Origin of the sequence: Lacrimispora sp., assembly GCF_047605665.1 — a bacterium.
In the GTDB taxonomy this organism is placed as follows: Bacteria; Bacillota; Clostridia; order Lachnospirales; family Lachnospiraceae; genus Lacrimispora.
The window spans coordinates 63,980-82,485 of the sequence record NZ_JASGFH010000006.1; the positions used below are offsets into that span (position 1 = coordinate 63,980).

Genomic DNA, 18,506 nt, shown 5'->3' on the forward strand with positions numbered 1-18,506 from the left:
CTGCAGAGGCACCCTGCGGGTATACCGTTATGTCCAAATAGCATGGACAAAAAAGTGGAAGCACCCTGCGGGTATACCGTTATGTCCAAATAACGTGGACAAAAAAGTGGAAGCACCCTGCGGGTATACCACTATGTCCAAATAACGTGGACAAAAAAGTGGAAATCGGGGATTGTATTATTTGGTGTAATTATGTATAATAAACTGGATATGTAAATACTTACAATTTCGGGAGGTGATGTTGTTGAATATCTATGATGTTTCCGAACATGCCCGCGTATCCATTGCCACTGTTTCCAGAGTTATCAACGGAAATCCCAATGTCAGCGAGAAAACCAGGAAAAAAGTTCTTGCCGTCATGGACGAGCTTGGCTATACCCCAAATGTATTTGCCAGAAGCTTGGGGCTCAATACCATGAAGACCATTGGAATCATGTGCGCCGACTCCTCCGACCCATGGCTGGCGGAGGCCATCTACTACCTGGAAAAGGAATTGAGAGGCAACGGCTATGATTCCCTTCTCTGCTGCACCGGACATCTTCCTGAGACAAAAAAGAAGTATCTGGAGCTGCTCCGTTCCAAGCGGGTGGATGCGGTCATTTTGGCGGGTTCCCATTATATTGAAGAAAGACCTGAGGACAATGCTTACCTTCTGGAAGCAGCCAGGGATATTCCCATCATGCTGGTAAACGGATATCTGGAGGGAAAACAGATTTACAGCACGGTCTGCGACGACCACGCCGCCGTCTACGATGCGGCTTCCAGGCTGTACCGCTCCGGGCGGTCTTCGGTGCTCTATCTCTATTCCGGGAACTCCTACAGCAGCCTGCGCAAGCTTTCCGGATACAGGGAAGCTGTCAGTGATGCGGGCTTCATCCTGCAGGAGGAGCTTATGGCCCTCTGTCCCAAGGACCCTGACGCCGCCATGGAACTGCTGAACCAGCTTTCCCATTCCGGAATTTACTTTGACGCGGTTCTGGCCGCAGAGGACATTCTGGCAGTAGGGGCCATAAAATATGCCGGAAGGTCAGCCCTTAAGGTTCCGGAGGATTTGAGCATTATCGGATATAATAACTCGATTTTATCCCGCTGCACCACTCCTGAAATCACTTCTGTGGACAATAAGGCGGAGGCGCTCTGCATTTCCACTGTAAACACCCTGATGAAGGTGCTGGAAGGGGAAGAAACGGAAAAAAAGACCGTCATCACCACAGAGCTCATAAAACGCGGCACTACTAATTTTTAATCAATATATATCTTAAGGAGGATTCTCGAATATGAAACAGTTTATGGACAAAGACTTTCTACTGTCTACTGATGCAGCAAAAAACCTCTATCATACGTATGGGGAGAACATGCCCATCGTAGACTATCACTGCCACATCAATCCCCAGGAAATCTATGAAGACCGCAAATTTGATACCATCACCCAGGTGTGGTTAGGCGGAGATCATTACAAATGGCGTCAGATGCGCTCCAACGGCGTAGATGAAAAATACATTACCGGCGATGCTTCTGACCGTGAGAAATTCCAGAAATGGGCAGAAACCATGCCAAAGCTGATCGGAAATCCTCTTTACCACTGGAGCCACTTGGAGCTGCAGAGATATTTCGGCTACACCGGCTACTTAAACGGCGACACCGCTGAGGAAGTCTGGAACTTATGCAATGAAAAGCTTCATCAGGATTCCATGAGCGTCCGCAACATCATCAGAAAGTCCAACGTAACCGTGATCTGCACCACCGATGATCCGGCTGATTCCCTCGAATGGCACCAGAAAATTGCGGCTGATACTTCCTTTGAAATCAAGGTTCTTCCTGCCTGGAGACCGGACAAGGCCATGAACATTGAAAAACCGGATTTCGCCTCCTATATGGCAAAATTATCTGCTGTAAGCGGCGTGGAAATCAAGGATTTCGCCTCCTTAAAGACAGCATTAAAGAACCGCATGGAATTCTTTGCAAGCCAGGGATGCAGCGTATCCGACCACGCTCTTGAATATGTGATGTACGCTCCTGCCGATGAGGCAGAGCTTGAGACCATCTTTGCAAACGGACTGTCCGGCAAAGCAGTTTCCAGAGAAGATGAGTTGAAGTTTAAAACCGCATTCATGCTGTTTGCAGCAAAAGAATACAACCGCATGGGCTGGGTGATGCAGCTTCACTACGGATGCAAGCGTGACAACAACGCCCTGATGTATGAAAAACTGGGAGCTGACACCGGTTACGACTGCATCAACAACTACGCTCCTTCCGCACAGATGGCTGATTACTTAAATGCCTTAAGCGCAACCGATGAGATTCCAAAGACCATCATTTACTCTTTAAATCCCAACGACAACGCTTCCATCGGCACCATCTTAGGCTGCTTCCAGAGCAAGTTCCCCGGCAAAATCCAGCAGGGTTCCGCATGGTGGTTCAATGATCACAAAACCGGCATGACAGAGCAGATGACCTCCCTGGCAAACTTAGGCTGCCTTGGAAACTTCATCGGAATGCTCACAGACTCCAGAAGCTTCTTATCCTATACGAGACACGAATACTTCCGCAGAATCCTCTGCGAACTCATCGGCGGCTGGGTGGAAAACGGAGAATATCCGGATGATCAGAAGGCTCTGAAAGAGATTATTGAAGGAATTTCTTATAATAATGCAATGAATTACTTTGGATTCTAAATAACGATTCCGCCTATACCGGGCGTATCAGAAGAGGCAGGCCGCAATTGGCCTGCCTCTTCTGATACACCCGGTATAGTACAATGTACATTTATTTTTTTCTCCGATAACGGCTTCTTCTCAAAGAATTTTTCAAGACAGCCCATTTCTCACATTTGAACTCTCAGGACTCATATGTGATATTAAAAAAAGCCAGTACTTTGTTCATGACAAAATACCGGCTTTTTCAGATTTATTCTATGAGACTTCATTTATAAAAGTATCAATACTATACAATTACCTTTACCGGACATTTCTCCGCACATTTGCCGCAGTTGGTACACTTCTCATAATCAATGACAGCCACATTGTTATCCATGTGAATGGCATCGAATTCACACTGCTTGATGCACAGCGTACATGCAATACAGCCCACTTCACATTTGGCCTTTACTTCCCTGCCCTTGTCGTGGGAATTGCACTGAACCAGATGTCTGGAACGGTAAGGAACCAGGTCAATGAGATTGCTTGGACAGGCTGTCACACACTTGCCGCAGGCAACGCATTTCTCCTTATCCACCACCGCAACGCCGTCAACCACATGAATGGCGTCAAACTCGCAGGCTCTCACGCAGGTGCCGTAGCCCATACAGCCATAAGCACATGACTTTTCCGTGCCGCCCGGCGCTGCGGAAGCCATCCGGCAGTCCTGGGCGCCGTAGTACTTATACTTGGTCTTTGTCTTATCACAGGTTCCCTTGCACTTGACAAATGCGATCTTTTTATCCATGGCTCCGGCAGAAACGCCCATGATCTCACCGATCTGCTCGGCCACCGGCACACCGCCTACAGGACAGGCCCCCACCGGTGCCTGGCCGTCTGCTATGGCCTTTGCCAGAGCATCGCAGCCCGCATAGCCGCAGCCTCCGCAGTTGTTGCCTGGAAGCACCTCACGTATGAGAAGCTCTTTTTCATCCACTTCCACTTTAAACTTTTCACTGGCAATTCCTAAGAACACACCGATTAAAATTCCCAGAATGCCCACCACGGCCGCCGCATATAAAATATTTATTATCATTCTTCCTCTCCTCCTTATAAACCGGGTATTTCCGTTCCTTATATGTCAAGCGGTTAAATCAATCCGGAAAATCCGAAAAATGCAATTGCCATAAGGCCGGAGGTGATCAGAACAATGGGGGACCCTTTAAAGGAATGGGGAACGTCATTGTATTCAATTCTCTCACGGACGCCTGCCAGCATGATGATGGCAATGGTAAAGCCTACGGATATGCCCACGCCGTTGATCACGCTTTCCAGGATGTTATACGATTTCTGCACGTTGGTCAGTGCCACACCTAAAACGGCACAGTTGGTGGTGATGAGCGGCAGATATACGCCCAGCGCTTCATAAAGGGCTGGCATGGACTTCTTTAAAAACATCTCTACAAACTGCACCAGAGCCGCAATCACTAGAATAAATACGATAGTCTGTAAAAATTCCAGCCCCAGGTTCACTAAGATTCCCTTATAAATAACGCTGGTGGCAAAGGCCGCAATGGTAATAACAAAGATAACGGCTGCACCCATACCGGCAGAAGTCTTCACATTTTTGGAAACTCCAAGGAATGGACAAAGGCCTAAAAACTGGCTGAGCACCACGTTGTTAACAAGGGCTGCACCAATGGCAATCAATAATAATTCTTTCATCTATCCACCCTCCTATTCTTCTTTTCCTGAATCCGTCTTGCCCGCTGCCGCATTTGTGCTGCCGCAGGAAGCACAGTGTCCGCTGCACCCTTCGGAAGAATCCGGTCCGTTGGTTGCAGAAGGTGCCTTCAGCTTATTCTGAAGAGCGGTCAGGATGGCCAGGACAAAGAATGCTCCAGGTGCCAGAACAAAGATTGCGATGTGATAATCCTCCGGGATGATGACACGCCCGAACACTGCCCCTGCTCCCAAAATCTCACGGACAAAGCCGATGCAGGTGAGGGCCAGGGTAAAACCGAGTCCCATGCCGATTCCGTCAAAGGTGGAATCCATGACGCCGTTTTTAGAGGCATAAGACTCCGCACGGCCCAGGATGATACAGTTTACCACGATCAGGGGAATGTAAATTCCAAGAGCTGAATAAATGCTTGGAACGTAAGCCTGTAAAAGAAGCTGCACAATGGTGACCAGGGTCGCCACAATAACGATATAAGCCGGAATTCTCACCCGGTCCGGGATGATCTTTCTGAGAGCTGCAATGATCATATTGGAAAATAACAGTACCACAGTGGTGGAAAGCCCCATGCCCACACCATTGACGGCTGAAGTGGTAACAGCCAGGGTCGGACACATACCAAGCATCAGGACGAAGGTTGGGTTTTCTTTTACGATACCGTTAAATAAACGTTCTGTATATTTGTTGTTCATCTTCCCGCCTCCTACTGATTGATATAATTATGAACATAATAAAGTGCAGCATTGACCGCATTGGTCACTGCGCTTGAGGTAATGGTAGCACCGCTGATGGAATTGATCTCAGCATCTCCTGCGTTTCCGGATTTGACAACTTTCAGAGACTGGGCATTCTTTCCCGCGTACTGATTCTTAAATTCCGGCTCCGCTGCCTTTAAGCCCAGGCCCGGTGTATCGCTGATTTCAAGGAGTTCCACTCCGTTTATGGAGCCGTCTGCCTTGATTCCCACGGATAAACGGACAAGACCGCTGTAGCTGTCCTCCGAATAAGCGGTAAGCACATAACCCGTTTCATTTCCGCTTGCGTCAACTGCCTGGAAAACCTGGTCCACGCCCACTTTTCCAAACTGTCCGGAAAGCAGATCCGCATTGCAGCTTTCGATATCTGTCTCGGAACTGTCAATCGGCAGGAAATCAGCCGCTTCCTGAAATACCATCTTATAAGCCTTCAAGTTGGCCGCCTGATTGGCCTTTTCAATGGGTTCCTTGGTGATCTGGTAAGCTCCTCCCAGCAAAAATCCGGAAATCAGGGTAATGACAAATAAAACAATTGCATCCTTCATATATCCGCCGTTTTTCATATTACCTGCCCTCCTTTCCAAATGCTTTCGGAAGGGAAATCTTTTCAATCAAAGGCACTAAAATATTGCTGAAAATAATCGCGTAAGAGACTCCCTCTGCCGTACCGCCGTAAAGACGGAATACACCCGTTAAGATTCCAAGCAAAATTCCGAACATGATCTTTCCTTTTGCTGTAATAGGGCTGGTCACATAATCCGTAGCCATGAAAAAAGCTCCGAAGATAAGGCCGCCGCCCAGCAAATGAGCCAGTACATAATTTAAATCTTGCTGTCCGAAAATGAATACAAACACACCTAAGGTGAGGATATAGGCCGCCGGAATATAAATGGAAATCACCTTTCTAACCAGCATATAAGCCGCTCCGATTAAAAGAGCGATAATGGAAACCTCGCCGATGGTTCCCGGAGTCATTCCAATGAACATGGCTGGAAGGTCCACGGCCTCGCCTGCCTTTAATGCGGCAAGAGGTGTCGCGCTTACAACCGCATCTTCGTATGTAAAGGTGGTCATCTTCCCTGCAAAGGAAATGACGAGAAAACATCTTGCCGCAAGAGCCGGGTTCATGAAGTTCTGGCCCAGGCCGCCGTATAACTGTTTAACCACGATAATGGCAAAGACACCGCCCAGGAAGGGAATCCAAAGAGGAATGGCCGGAGGCATGTTAAGGCCCAGAATCATTCCCGTTACAAGAGCGCTTCCGTCACTGATTGTAACCGGCTTTCCCATGAGGGATTCAAATATGTATTCACTGAGAACACAGGATATGACACTGATCAGTAAAACCAGAGCCGCATTGATTCCAAACTGATATACACCGTAAGCAGAAGCCGGAATCATGGCAATCGCAACATCCAGCATGATGTTTTTTGTTGTCAGATGATTCCTGGTATGAGGTGATGTGGATACATTTAATAATTTACTCATGCTTTCTTCCCCTCCTGCGCTTTTCTTCTTGCCGCCATTGCCTGCTTGCGCATTTCTTTAAATGACTGGGTGAGAGGCAGTCTAGCCGGGCAGATATAGGAACAGCAGCCGCATTCACAGCACTCCATTCCGTCTAATTTCAAAAATCTCTCAAGATCAGACTGTTCCGCCGCCTTCATAAGCATCTGAGGCACAACACGGCCAGGACAGACTGTCACACACCGGCCGCAGCGGATGCAGGCGGAGGCAGGCACCTCTGCCACCTCGTCCTTTTCAAAGCAGAGTAAAGAAGAGGATGTCTTGGTAACCGGAACGTTGAAATCAAACAGCGCCTGCCCCATCATAGGACCTCCGGAAATCACCTTTTCCGGCTCTGTCTTAAATCCGCCGGAAGCCTCTATCAGCTCAGAGTAACTGGTTCCTGTTCTCACGTTGTAATTTTGGGGATTTGTTATGACGTCTCCTGTCACCGTTAAAATACGGCGGATCAAGGGCGTACTTTTTGCAACTGCATTGTAAATGGAAATAACGGTATCCACGTTGTCCACGATGCAGCCCACGTCAGCCGGAAGCATGGAGGAATTGATCTTCCTTCCCGTCACTCCGTAGATCAGAGGGCGCTCACCGCCTTGAGGATATTTAGTCTTTAAGGAAAATACCGTGATTCTGGGTTCATTCTTTACAAGTTCTGTGATTCGTTTAATGGCCTCCGGCTTATTGTCTTCAATTGCAATGACCCCCTTTGCATTTTCAAACAACTGAAGGATGATGCCGAGACCTCCAATCAGGCTTTCAGGCTCTTCCATCATCAGCCGGTAATCAGCGGTTAAATACGGCTCGCATTCCGCACCGTTGACAATGATGGTATCGATCTTTGAGTCTTCCTTTGGCGACACCTTCACATGGGTCGGAAAGCCTGCGCCTCCAAGTCCCACAATGCCCGCTTCCTTTATGATGCTGCGAATCTCTTCTTTTGATAAGGTTTTGGGGTCACGCTGAACGCCAAAGCCTTCTACCGCCTGATATTTCTCATCATTTTCAACGATGACAGACAGTACTTCCGTTCCGCCGACGGTCAATCTCGGTTCAACAGTTTTCACGGTTCCCGAAACAGAACTGATCACACAGGCAGAAATAAACCCTTCTGCTTCTCCGATCTTCTGACCGACCAAAACCTGATCACCGGCCGCCACCAATGATTTTGCCGATGCGCCGATATGCTGGGACAGGGGGAACACCAGCTCGCCTTTCGGCTGCAGCACCTGCACAGGTTTATTCTCCGACAGTTCTTTCCCTTCAAAGGGATGAATGCCGCCTTTAAATGTAGCTAAACCCATTTAACTAACCCTCTTTCTCTACAATTCTTTGTATCTCAGCAAAATTTCATAATTTTGCCATCTTGTTCAGTATACCATAATATATAATTGGAAACAATGAAAAATTAAACTTTGTATACAAAAACCCGCCCTTCTCCAAAGTCAGAGAAAGGCGGGTTTTCAGACAGAAAAATGGCTTAATCGAGTTCTGCCGCTCCTGTATAAAGCTGGTAATATCTGCCCTTTTGGCTCAGCAGATCATCGTGGTCTCCCCTCTCAATGATCTCCCCGTTTTCCAGCACCATAATGGCATTGGCATTGCGCACTGTGGAAAGGCGGTGGGCGATCACAAAGGTGGTCCTGTCAGCCATAAGGCGGTCCATACCCCTTTCAATATGCTTTTCCGTTCTGGTATCCACAGAGCTGGTGGCCTCGTCAAGAATCAGGACAGGTGCCTTTGAAACAGCCGCTCTGGCGATGTTTAAAAGCTGCCTCTGCCCCTGGCTTAAATTGGCTCCGTCGCCCTCCAGCACCGTATCAAAGCCCTTGGGAAGCTTCATGATAAAGGAGTAAGCCGACGCTGTTTTGGCCGCCTGGATGACCTCTTCGTCAGTGGCCTCCAGCCTTCCGTAGCGTATATTTTCCATTACAGTTCCCGTAAATAAATGAGTGTCCTGCAATACCATCGCCACATTGCGGCGGAGGTTTTCCCGTTTGATGGAACGGATATTCTGCCCGTCAATGGTGATCTCCCCTCCCTGAATATCGTAAAAACGGTTCAGCAGGTTGGTGATGGTGGTTTTTCCCGCTCCCGTAGAGCCTACAAAAGCGATCTTCTGCCCCGGCTTGGCATAGAGGCTGATATCCTTTAAGATCACCTTATCCGGATCATATCCAAAGGTCACATGATCGAGGCGCACATATCCGCTCATGGGGTCCAGCTCCACAGCATCTGCCTCATCCGCAGGTTCCGGCTCTTCATCCATAACGGCAAAAACCCGTTCCGCTCCTGCAAGGGCGGAGAAAACATTGCTCACCTGCATGGAAATCTCGTTGATGGGGCGGCTGAACTGACGGGAAAACATCAAAAACACGGTCAAACCGCCTACGTCAAAGCCCTTGAGCACACAGAGAAGACCTCCTATGCATGCGGTTAAAATATAGTTTAACTGGCTTAAATTGCCCATAACCGGCATCATGATTCCGCCGAAGAACTGGGCGTGAATCATCTGGTTTCTCAAGTCTTCATTGAGGATTTCAAATTCCTCTTCCGCCGTTTCTTCATGGCAGAAGACCTTTACCACCTTCTGTCCGCTGATGGTCTCTTCGATATAGCCGTTGACCGCTCCCAAAGAGCTTTGCTGAGCGGAAAAATATTTCTGGCTCTTCGATGCGATAAAGCCTCCTGCCCTTATCATAAGGGGAACCATGACCACAGTCACCAGGGTCAGCCAGATGTTGGTATAAAGCATCAGCACCAGGGTTCCCACAATGCTGAGGGCTCCGGTAAAGAGCTGGACCAGGGTGCTGCTTAACATCTGCCCGATCACATCCACGTCATTACTGAACCGGCTCATCAAGTCTCCGGTGTTGTTGGTATCATAAAATTTTACGGGCAGCTTCTGCACCTTGCCAAACAGATCATTTCTTATTTTCTGCAGGGAATTCTGGGCAACCGTCAGCATGATTCTGGTCTGGGCATAATTGCCTGCCACAGCCACCAGATATACGGCTGCCATAAGCATAAGGCCTCCTGCAAGGCCCGCCGCACTTCCTTTTCCTCCGTCAACGGGGGTAATGTAGCGGTTGATAATAGGCCGCAGCATATAAGAGCCTGCCAGGTTAAACAGGGTGCTGACAATGACACAGACAAATGCTGCTGCCATGGAAAGCCTGTATTCATTTAAATAGGACATAAGGCGGCGTATGGTGATTTTGGAATTCTTTGTAAGTGCTGCCTTTGCAGGCACTCCGCCCCCGCCCATTTTAGGCTGTTTTCCCGGTGCCAGATTCCTGCCGTAGCGCCTTTTTAAGCTTTCAATTTTCTTCTGGTCATCCATCAGGCGCTCACCTCCTTGTCTCTCTGGGAATAATAAATTTCCTGGTAAGGCGCGCAGGAATTCATAAGCTCTTCATGACATCCCATTCCCACAATCCGTCCATCCTCCAGGACCAGAATCTTATCCGCATGTTCCACAGACCCGATTCTCTGGGCAATGATAAATTTAGTCGTGTCCTTTAAGGAAGTCTCAAAGCACTGGCGGATTTTCGCTTCCGTAGCCGTATCAACGGCTGATGTGCTGTCATCTAAAATCAGGATTTTCGGCTTTTTTAACAGGGTTCTTGCAATGCAGAGCCTCTGCTTCTGGCCTCCGGATACATTGGAACCGCCATGGCCTAAATCCGTATTGTAACCTTCTTTAAAATTCGAAATAAACCCGTCTGCCTGGGCATTTTCCGCCATGAGAACGATTTCCTCCATAGAGGCGTCTTCTTCTCCCCAGCGGAGATTTTCTTCGATGGTTCCGGAAAAGAGCACATTTTTCTGAAGGACCATTCCCACTCCCTGACGGAGGTTTTTAAGAGAATAGTCTTTTACATCAATGCCATCCACCAGCACCTGACCCTGATCCGCATCGTAAAGGCGGGGAATCATCTGAACCAGTGAGGTTTTTCCGCTTCCGGTAGGGCCGATGATTCCGATGGTCTCTCCCGGCTCTGCGGTGAAGCTGATGCGGTCTAAAACCATTTCCTCTGTTCCCTTTGCATACTGGAAACAGACATCTTTAAACTCCACCTTTCCTCTTGTAACCTGGGCGGATTTCTGGACTGCGTCATCATCAGTCAAGTCGATTTCTGCATCCAAAACCTCTCTCACTCTCTTTAAAGAAGCCATTGCCCTGGATGCCTGTATGAATACCATGGACAGCAGCATTAAAGATATGAGAATCTGGACAATATAGGTGATAAAGGCCGTCAGGTCGCCTACCGGCATACTTCCGGCGATGATCAAGTTTCCTCCGTACCAGACCACAGCCAGGGTGGTCAGATTCATGGCCAGCATCATGATGGGCATGGTGGCAATTACCACCTTCATGGCATCAAGGCTTCCCTTCTTTAAATCCTGGTTGGTGTCCTGAAATTTCTCCATCTCATAATCTTCCCTGACAAAGGACTTGATGACCCGCACATTGGTCAAAGCCTCTTGTACGCCGGAATTCAGACGGTCTATTTTTTTCTGCATGGCTTCAAAACGGGGAAATGCCGTTTTTAAAATTAAAAATATGGCCAGGGTCAGAAGGGGAATGACTGCCAGCAGGATCAGCACGAGCTGTCCGTTGATCAGATATGCCATCACCAGGCCTCCCACCATCATTCCGGGTGCCCTAAACATCAGACGCAGGCTCATCATCAGCACGTTTTGAATCTGCTGAATATCGTTGGTCAGTCTGGTGACCAGTGATCCGGTGCTGAAATCGTCAATGTTCTGAAAGGAAAACTGCTGAACCTTATGAAATACAGCCTTTCTTAAATCAGTGCTGAAGCAGATGGAAGCTTTGGAAGAAAAATAAGAACCTCCGATTCCTCCTGCCGCCATCACAAAGGCAATGATCAGCATCCTTCCTCCTATTTTTAAAATATAGCCCATGTCCCTGACTGCCACTCCGTTGTTGATGATCATGGAGGTCAGCTTGGGAAGCATGATCTCTCCCAGCACCTCTGTCAGCATCAAAAGGGGTGCCAGAATAAATGCCCCTAAATAGGGCCTTATATATTCCCAATATCGTTTCAAGTAGTTAATCCTCTCTTTCTGTCGTCTCTCTTTCTGTCTTTTCCTCTTGAATCCGGGACAGGTTTTCATAAATCCGGTCCAGATACTCCTTCATAGTTTCCAATTCCTGATTGGAAAATCCATGAAACATCTGCTTTTCCACATTCTGAAAAAATTCCCGGCTGTTTCCCACCATATTCTTTCCCTTTTCTGTCAGGCAAAGCTGGTTCATCCGGTTATCCTCCTGATCCATGATCCGGGTGATATAGCCTCCCTTTTCCAGCTTTTTTACGGATACTGCTATGGTGGCTGTGGAAACATACAGGCGCTTTGCAATCTCTTTCTGGGAAACATTGGAATGGTCCGACAGCATCATGAGAATCTGGTGCTGGCTGCGGTACACCCCTGTCTCTTTCAGACGTTCATCGAGAATGCAGCGATGCAGCTTCATAATCCGCATGTACCACATCATGACGGTATGCTGAGGGGAAACATCCTTTTTAAAGTTTTCCCCTCCCCATGAACACGTTGGTTTCATTCAAACGACCTCTTTCTGTTAGTTTATTAATTATTAGCTAATTAACTATATCGCAGTATATCACTTTCTGTTTTTTCATGCAAGAGGAAAATTATGAAAATTAAAAAAAGAATGAAAGCCTTCACATGCAGCAGGCTTTACACTCTTTTTATCATATTCTCTTCTTACGAAAGCAGCAGCTTGATCACTGCCGTAGACCCATAAACCATAGGCCTGTCATGTTCAAAGAAAACGACTCCGTCCTCCGGCGCCCTCAACTCCTCCACCACACTTCCCTCGCAGGCGTCTAAAATCACCGCCAGAAGCTGTCCTTTATGAACCTGTTCCCTGGCCTGTACCATGCTCCTGTAAATACCGGACTTTTTCGGCCTCAAAGACAGCAGCTCCCGGTCTGAAAACACACGGGATTCAGGGCATTCTCCCGGTTTGTCCTCAATCATTTTATTGGCAGTCATAAAACGCAGGACGCTTTCCACCAGCTCGGCAGCGCTGTCCTCTTCGATTCTGTCCGTAGCAGTGCCATACAAACTAAATGCATCGGTTTCCCATATCTGCCAGTTGTAGTTGAGCGTGGCCGTATCATAGGGCTTCGGTATCTTTAAGACGATGTAAGGCAGGCCGAACTGGCGGGCCTTTTCCACGTTTTCATAGCCAGTCTTCATGATTCTCACATGAGGGCAGAAACGTCCCGGCATATAGAAAGAAGAAAACTGTATTCCGTTTTCATAGGCTGATATGATTTTAAACACACCGGCTGCGATCCTCTGCGTGGTCTCTCCCAGCCCGTAGCCTGGAAACATGCGGTTGATATCCGTGTTGTCTGTGGGCCAGAACCGTTTTTCAATATTCATGGAGCAGGGATTTAAGGAAGGAATCACCAGGATTTCCTTATCTTTTGCAAGCCTGTTTTCCGCCTCCAGCTCCTTTAACCGCTTGATCAACTGGGAGCACGTATAAATCTGCTGGTATTCATTTCCCCTCATGCTTCCTACAATGCACAGTGCCTTTTTCCCGCTTCCAAACCGGTATCCCCTGATGCGGAAATCATCCCGGTAAAGGGACGGAATAGTGAAAATAATTTCCTTTTCCATCAGCCGTCCTCCTCCTGCTTTAAGATTCTGGCGATGAGGGAGCCTTCATCCACCACCGGATACTCCCGGATGGTGAACAGCAATCCGGTACAGGGAGCGGTGATCTGTTCCATCTCTTCCCCGGTAAAGGGATTGAGAATCGCTCCTACCTCATCACCGAGATAAACTCTGCTCCCATGCTCCTGTTTCTTTAGAAAAATACCGGATACAGGCGCATTGATATAACATACATCCTCCGGTCCCTCTGAAAGAACAGGCTTTTTCACGGAAATCTCCTCCCCCTTCCAGATGTGAAGCTTCTGCATCAGATGGAAAATCCCTTCTGTCAACTGAGAAGCATAAGACGGGGTCAGGCGCATTCCCACTCCCATTTCCGCCACAAGGGTAGGGACTCCCAGGCTGTTCATGCTGTGGGCAAGAGTGGATTCCAAAACCGTATTGGCCCCGTGAACCCACACAAAATCCACGTTGGCCTCCATAGCCAGGGGAACCAGCTTGTCCTTGTGCAGCTCATTGATCCGTATCTGGGGCAGCTCGGTCAGATAGATATTGCTGGCATGAATGTCCAGGCATAGATCAGACCCCACCAAATCCTCCACGATCTCCATCGCTATGTACTCGGTAAAGGAACCATCCCTGGTTCCGGGGAAAATCCGGTTCATATCGAGATCAAAGCCCGGAATCCCCCTGGTAATGGAATCAAGCCCCATGGGATTGAGGGCCGGATACAAATCCACTGTTCCAAGAAGGTGTTCCGGGTTTTCCCTGATCTTTTTTGCCATCTGAAAGCAGACGAGCTGTCCCTCCAGCTCATCTCCATGAATTCCTGTCACAATGCTGATTCGCTTTCCGTTTCCCCCGTCAGTTGGACAGAAACGGCTTTTCTTTATTTCCAGTGTCTCATCCACCGGCAGCGGCACGCTGGCCACGGAAATGATCATGTCCCTTCACCTGCTTCCTCTACGGTCACGGACACGGTTTGCTGCTGATTTGCCGTCCCGGTAAAGACTCCCTGGTTCAGCAGACAGTCTCCATAGTCCCTGCCATGTGATATTTTAATATGATTTTCCAGTACCCGGACGCCGTTGGTGGGGTCCAGCCCGTACCAGCGGCCTTCCTGGGCCACCTCCACCCAGGCGTGGCTGAGTCCCTCCCCGATCAGCATTCCAGCCGCATAGCGGGCCTGTATCCCGGCCATGCGGCATAGGGAAATCATGATATGGGAATAGTCCTGGCACACGCCGCAGCCGATTTCCCAGGCTTTTTCTGCCGTGGTCGATATGCCTGTCTTTCCCGGAACGTAAACATAGGCCTCTCTCAAAGCGTTCATAATGCAGAGGCTTTTTTCCAGATTCCCTTCTTTTTGCGGAAGCTCTAAACCGGAAAAAAACTCTTTCAGCTTCTCTCCGGGAGCCGTATACCGGGTCTGTCCGGCATACATGCCCAGCCGGTAAGACGGCTGGGCCTCCACACTGCCTTCAAGTCCGGTTCTGACAGTTCCCTCTGCCACCACCTCAAATAATGTGTGAGGCTCTCTGGCCCTTCCGAAAAAATAAGTGTTTCCAAAGGAATCCCCGTTCATGGAGAGAAATTCCCTTGGCAGAATGCGGGCATCCTGCCTTATGATTTCCTGTCTTCCATCTGAGGGAGGAGTGCAGCGGACTGTAAAGCTGTGGTTTGTCACCGGACTGTCGAATTCGATTTTCAGATAGTACCGGTAATTCAGCATCTTCAACGTATTAGACCTCCAGTATTCCTTCAATTACCCGGACTATTTCAGGATAGTCCAGTTCCTGGGCCTCAATTAAACGGTCCAGTTTTCCGGGCACTTCTTCATTGTAATGAAGGCCGGTGCGGCTGATACGGCCATTTAAGCGGTGGACCTCCCTGACCATGTCCGGCTTTGGTGCCTTAAGGCGCCCGTATAAGTCAATCCGTTCCACCCGTTTTCCTATCTTAATGATGTTTCTCGTCTCCTCATCCTCGATCTGGTCATCGACGATTCCCCAGAAAGCGAGAATATCATCCAGAATGTTCTGAAACTCAATCATAGGGGCATCGCTGAGCGCCGCCTTGTTCAGCTCATAGACGGCCATCTGTATGTACGCCAGTGTCTCGCTGCCGATTTCTTCCCTTAGCTCTATGGCATTGTCATAGGCTTTCATCAAATTGCTGTAAATGGAGTCGGGATTTTCCTTTCCAAAAGGGTATTCCTGCCGGAATGCCTCTGCGGAAGCATAGATGTTGGGAATCGCAAGGGAATGGCAAAACTCATCATATCCTCCGGCCCCTTCCTCCAGCATGCTGTCAAATCTCTGACCGTACAGCTTTAAGGTTGTATAGACTCTCTCTGAATATCTGCCCAGCCAGTACAGCCGGTCTGTATTTTCTACTGATTTAGCACCCATGTGTCCTTAAATCCTCCTCCCTGAGATGAATTGACGATAAAGGAATCCGGATTTCTGGAAAAACGGGTCAGTCCGCTCTTCCACACCACCGGCTTTTCCGCCGTCAGTACAAAGGCCCTTAAATCGGCCTTTCGATCCACCAGTGCGCCCTTTTCCATAATAGGGAGGTCGCAGAAATCAATGACCTCCTGGGCAATGAAACGGCGTGGTTCCTTTTTTAAGAGTCGGATGAAGGAAGACTTTTGCTCTGCACTCATGCTGCTTCCAAATACGACACCGTATCCTCCGGCCTCTGCAACATCCTTTAATACCAGGCTGTCAAAGTGCTCCAGCACATATTTCATATCTTCTTCATAATAAGGCAGATAAGTAGGGGCATTGTGCAAAATAGGTTCTTCCCCCAGATAATAGCGGATCATCTTGGGAACAAAGTAGTAAATCCCCTTATCATCTGCAATTCCGTTTCCGGGGGTATTGACCAGGGCCACATTTCCCTTTCTGTAAATGTCAAACATATGGGGGATGCCGATGACCGAATCCCTGTTAAACGTCATGGGGTCCATGTATTCATCGGATATGCGGCGGTATACCGCTCCTACCTGTTCCTTCTTTCCGCTGTAATTGATGAAGTACAGCCTGTCATTTTCCACCTCTAAGTCATGGCAGGTGACAAGGGGAACCTGCATCCGCTCTGCAAGATAAGAATGCTCAAAATAAGCCGCATTATACCGTCCGGGAGTCAAAACCACAGTTAAGCCCCCTGTATTGACGTGATCCAGGGTCATTTTTAACAGGTCCGCATAATTGCGGTTGTCCGCCACGGAAATGTTTTGAAAGGTTCTGGGACTGCTCCTGCGGCATAAGCCTCTGGCGATCATGGGATAAGAGGCTCCGGAGGGCACCCGTAAATTATCCTCCAGAATGTACCACACCCCATCCTTTCCAAGGACCAGATCGATTCCTGATATATGGGAATAAACTCCCTTGGGAGGCACGATCCCTTCGCATTCAACCAGATAGCCGGAGGAGGCATAGATAAATTCTTCCGGCACCACCTTATCCTTTAATATCTTTTTTTCATTGTAGATATCCCTCAGGAACAGGTTTAAGGCAGTTACCCTCTGTTCCAGTCCCTTTTCCAGATAAGCAAATTCATCTTTCCCGATCACTCTGGGAATTGCATCGAAGGGGAAAAGCTGCTCCTGAAAGGTATTGTCCTTATAAATCCCAAATTTCACTCCATACCGGGCCAGAAGTCCATTAACCGTATCTGTCCGTTCAAATAGATCCATTCCTTCTCTTATCTCCATCGCCCTCACCTCACTGAACATTTGACTTGACAGCTAATCGAAAAAAAGGCGCTCTGCAGCCTCGCAGAACGCCTTTGTATCTTAGGGGATATTGTAGCGGATTTCTCTTTATCTGTCAACCCCTAGAACCTTCTCTATGTAATATTGAGTATTGGTAATTAACCATATTTGAGCATCAAATCTCATAACAGTCCAAATAGACACACCCCTTAAATCATGTTCGTCTACCAGCCCGATTCTTGCGGCAAAACTTCTTGCATCTTTGCTCCACACGATATGCAGTGTACCGTCAATATCCTCATAGTAGAAGTAAGCTGCCTGTGCAGCTTCATTATACTGGATTGGTATGCCGTTTTCCGATGCAATCCGCACCGCACTGTCGTAAGTTATGGCAGCGGCCTCTGTTGCTCCGGGAACATAGGGCAGTGTCCAGTCATAGCCCAGTGTGGTGACTCCCAGAAAAAGCTTTTCAGGCGGAATAATGCTGAGGGAATAATCCAGCAATTGTTTTAAGACATTAACCGGGAAGATTAAGCTGGGGTAGCTGTAAGACCTTGCCCATTCATAAGAAGAAAACATGATGGCATCCGCAAACCGGGATAATTTGGAATAGTCTATTCTGTCAAAAATCACATTGGGCGTATCAATATTGACAACCGGTGTTATGGTGATCACTACCCGGAAACCTTCTGCATGAAATATTGCGGCAGCTTTTTCCAAATATGCTGAAAAGGCATCTATATTATCATAGGTGATGGTTTCGGCATATATATTTATACCATAGAACCCTTTTGTTCTCATTATATCGAGAGCATTATAAATAAGGAGGTCCCGCACGGAAGGATTCGTCAAAATGTCATAGGTCACTTCGCGGCTGATAACCCCCTCTTCCGTAATGGTGGAGACAAACATCATGGGTGCCACACCGTATTCTTTCGCTGTCTGGATGATCTCCGTGTCGTCAGAAATGGAGATAATTTCTCCCTGGCTCGTAGCCCTGTAATTGAATATGGCTAAATAAGTGAGAAATGGGAGTGTCTTTTTTAAAACGGATTTTTCGATGTGAGGAAAGATATAACCGCTTGTGGCAATCGTCTTTGTTCTATCAGTTTCATAACTTATGACTATGGTTTCACCGATATACAAAATTTCTCTGTCGGAAAGATAGGGATTATTTCTCAATAATTCCATCGGTGTCGTATTATGCCGCTTTGCAATGCTCTCTAATGTATCTCCTTCTTGGACAGTGCAAAGGACTTCCGGCCTGACAATGACAATGGTTTGACCAACTGCCAGATTGTCAGGGTTTATAATTCCATTTTCTAAAACCAGTCTGTCTGCAGGAATATCGTAATGCTCCGATATGGAGTCTATGGTCTCACCGGGTTGAACAACGTGGATGATCATGGCTTCCCCCAATGATCTTATTGGTTCTATTATATGCTGATGGT

The 18,506-nt window shown here is 48.0% G+C and carries 17 protein-coding genes; 2 read left to right on the plus strand and 15 right to left on the minus strand.

The window, feature by feature from the left end; genetic code table 11:
• Positions 1 to 244: 244 nt before the first annotated feature.
• Positions 245 to 1,246 (plus strand): LacI family DNA-binding transcriptional regulator, encoded by a 1,002-nt coding sequence (locus QM657_RS06290; RefSeq protein WP_415065733.1) that lies wholly within the window; start codon positions 245 to 247, stop codon positions 1,244 to 1,246.
• Between the two features lie 31 nt (positions 1,247 to 1,277).
• Positions 1,278 to 2,675, plus strand: coding sequence for a glucuronate isomerase (gene uxaC / locus QM657_RS06295; RefSeq protein ID WP_415065734.1), 1,398 nt, complete (start codon positions 1,278 to 1,280; stop codon positions 2,673 to 2,675).
• Between the two features lie 268 nt (positions 2,676 to 2,943).
• Here the strand turns inward: uxaC and QM657_RS06300 are convergent, their stop codons facing one another.
• From QM657_RS06300 to QM657_RS06370, 15 genes are all read right to left on the minus strand, one after another.
• Positions 2,944 to 3,732 carry an RnfABCDGE type electron transport complex subunit B gene (locus QM657_RS06300; RefSeq protein ID WP_415065735.1) on the minus strand — a complete coding sequence of 263 codons (789 nt, stop codon included), beginning with the start codon at positions 3,730 to 3,732 and terminating at the stop codon, positions 2,944 to 2,946.
• A gap of 53 nt (positions 3,733 to 3,785) precedes the next feature.
• Positions 3,786 to 4,361, minus strand: a complete 576-nt coding sequence (gene rsxA / locus QM657_RS06305; RefSeq protein WP_415065736.1) for an electron transport complex subunit RsxA — start codon at positions 4,359 to 4,361, stop codon at positions 3,786 to 3,788.
• A gap of 12 nt (positions 4,362 to 4,373) precedes the next feature.
• Complete coding sequence (rsxE, locus tag QM657_RS06310; RefSeq protein WP_415065737.1) at positions 4,374 to 5,069, minus strand: electron transport complex subunit RsxE; 696 nt, start codon at positions 5,067 to 5,069, stop codon at positions 4,374 to 4,376.
• Positions 5,070 to 5,080: 11 nt separating this feature from the next.
• On the minus strand, positions 5,081 to 5,695 hold the full coding sequence (locus QM657_RS06315; protein WP_415065738.1) for an RnfABCDGE type electron transport complex subunit G: 615 nt from the start codon (positions 5,693 to 5,695) through the stop codon (positions 5,081 to 5,083).
• 1 nt (position 5,696) lies between these two features.
• Positions 5,697 to 6,620 (minus strand): RnfABCDGE type electron transport complex subunit D, encoded by a 924-nt coding sequence (locus QM657_RS06320; protein ID WP_415065739.1) that lies wholly within the window; start codon positions 6,618 to 6,620, stop codon positions 5,697 to 5,699.
• Positions 6,617 to 7,957 carry an electron transport complex subunit RsxC gene (gene rsxC / locus QM657_RS06325; RefSeq protein ID WP_415065740.1) on the minus strand — a complete coding sequence of 447 codons (1,341 nt, stop codon included), beginning with the start codon at positions 7,955 to 7,957 and terminating at the stop codon, positions 6,617 to 6,619. Before rsxC ends, QM657_RS06320 begins: the two co-directional genes overlap by 4 nt.
• A gap of 176 nt (positions 7,958 to 8,133) precedes the next feature.
• Entirely contained in the window at positions 8,134 to 9,996 is a 1,863-nt protein-coding gene (locus QM657_RS06330; protein ID WP_415065741.1) for an ABC transporter ATP-binding protein, read from the minus strand.
• Positions 9,996 to 11,729: an ABC transporter ATP-binding protein gene (locus QM657_RS06335; protein ID WP_415065742.1), complete on the minus strand. Its 1,734-nt coding sequence runs from the start codon at positions 11,727 to 11,729 to the stop codon at positions 9,996 to 9,998. Before QM657_RS06335 ends, QM657_RS06330 begins: the two co-directional genes overlap by 1 nt.
• Positions 11,730 to 11,733: 4 nt before the next feature.
• Positions 11,734 to 12,246 carry a MarR family winged helix-turn-helix transcriptional regulator gene (locus tag QM657_RS06340; protein WP_415065743.1) on the minus strand — a complete coding sequence of 171 codons (513 nt, stop codon included), beginning with the start codon at positions 12,244 to 12,246 and terminating at the stop codon, positions 11,734 to 11,736.
• 164 nt (positions 12,247 to 12,410) lie between these two features.
• The gene (locus QM657_RS06345) at positions 12,411 to 13,337 is read right to left on the minus strand and encodes a M14 family metallopeptidase (RefSeq protein WP_415065744.1); all 927 of its coding nucleotides are present in this window, start codon (positions 13,335 to 13,337) and stop codon (positions 12,411 to 12,413) included.
• Positions 13,337 to 14,278, minus strand: coding sequence for a M14 family metallopeptidase (locus tag QM657_RS06350; protein ID WP_415065745.1), 942 nt, complete (start codon positions 14,276 to 14,278; stop codon positions 13,337 to 13,339). Before QM657_RS06350 ends, QM657_RS06345 begins: the two co-directional genes overlap by 1 nt.
• A complete protein-coding gene (locus tag QM657_RS06355) occupies positions 14,275 to 15,066 on the minus strand; it encodes a transglutaminase family protein (RefSeq protein WP_415065901.1) in 792 nt (263 codons plus the stop codon). The genes QM657_RS06350 and QM657_RS06355 overlap by 4 nt, the downstream gene beginning before the upstream one ends.
• Before the next feature lie 10 nt (positions 15,067 to 15,076).
• Entirely contained in the window at positions 15,077 to 15,745 is a 669-nt protein-coding gene (locus QM657_RS06360) for an alpha-E domain-containing protein (protein WP_415065746.1), read from the minus strand.
• Positions 15,727 to 17,055 carry a circularly permuted type 2 ATP-grasp protein gene (locus tag QM657_RS06365; protein ID WP_415065747.1) on the minus strand — a complete coding sequence of 443 codons (1,329 nt, stop codon included), beginning with the start codon at positions 17,053 to 17,055 and terminating at the stop codon, positions 15,727 to 15,729. The genes QM657_RS06360 and QM657_RS06365 overlap by 19 nt, the downstream gene beginning before the upstream one ends.
• Positions 17,056 to 17,163: 108 nt before the next feature.
• Positions 17,164 to 18,462, minus strand: a complete 1,299-nt coding sequence (locus tag QM657_RS06370; protein WP_415065748.1) for a LysM peptidoglycan-binding domain-containing protein — start codon at positions 18,460 to 18,462, stop codon at positions 17,164 to 17,166.
• Positions 18,463 to 18,506 lie beyond the last annotated feature (44 nt).

Excerpts from the sequence above, each read along its gene's own strand:
- uxaC (WP_415065734.1), top strand. The coding sequence starts at position 1,278 with ATGAAACAGTTTATGGACAAAGACTTTCTACTGTCTACTGATGCAGCA.
- QM657_RS06300 (WP_415065735.1), bottom strand. The coding sequence starts at position 3,732 with ATGATAATAAATATTTTATATGCGGCGGCCGTGGTGGGCATTCTGGGA.
- rsxA (WP_415065736.1), bottom strand. The coding sequence starts at position 4,361 with ATGAAAGAATTATTATTGATTGCCATTGGTGCAGCCCTTGTTAACAAC.
- rsxE (WP_415065737.1), bottom strand. The coding sequence starts at position 5,069 with ATGAACAACAAATATACAGAACGTTTATTTAACGGTATCGTAAAAGAA.
- QM657_RS06315 (WP_415065738.1), bottom strand. The coding sequence starts at position 5,695 with ATGAAAAACGGCGGATATATGAAGGATGCAATTGTTTTATTTGTCATT.
- QM657_RS06320 (WP_415065739.1), bottom strand. The coding sequence starts at position 6,620 with ATGAGTAAATTATTAAATGTATCCACATCACCTCATACCAGGAATCAT.
- rsxC (WP_415065740.1), bottom strand. The coding sequence starts at position 7,957 with ATGGGTTTAGCTACATTTAAAGGCGGCATTCATCCCTTTGAAGGGAAA.
- QM657_RS06330 (WP_415065741.1), bottom strand. The coding sequence starts at position 9,996 with ATGGATGACCAGAAGAAAATTGAAAGCTTAAAAAGGCGCTACGGCAGG.
- QM657_RS06340 (WP_415065743.1), bottom strand. The coding sequence starts at position 12,246 with ATGAAACCAACGTGTTCATGGGGAGGGGAAAACTTTAAAAAGGATGTT.
- QM657_RS06345 (WP_415065744.1), bottom strand. The coding sequence starts at position 13,337 with ATGGAAAAGGAAATTATTTTCACTATTCCGTCCCTTTACCGGGATGAT.
- QM657_RS06350 (WP_415065745.1), bottom strand. The coding sequence starts at position 14,278 with ATGATCATTTCCGTGGCCAGCGTGCCGCTGCCGGTGGATGAGACACTG.
- QM657_RS06355 (WP_415065901.1), bottom strand. The coding sequence starts at position 15,066 with ATGCTGAATTACCGGTACTATCTGAAAATCGAATTCGACAGTCCGGTG.
- QM657_RS06360 (WP_415065746.1), bottom strand. The coding sequence starts at position 15,745 with ATGGGTGCTAAATCAGTAGAAAATACAGACCGGCTGTACTGGCTGGGC.
- QM657_RS06365 (WP_415065747.1), bottom strand. The coding sequence starts at position 17,055 with ATGGAGATAAGAGAAGGAATGGATCTATTTGAACGGACAGATACGGTT.
- QM657_RS06370 (WP_415065748.1), bottom strand. The coding sequence starts at position 18,462 with ATGATCATCCACGTTGTTCAACCCGGTGAGACCATAGACTCCATATCG.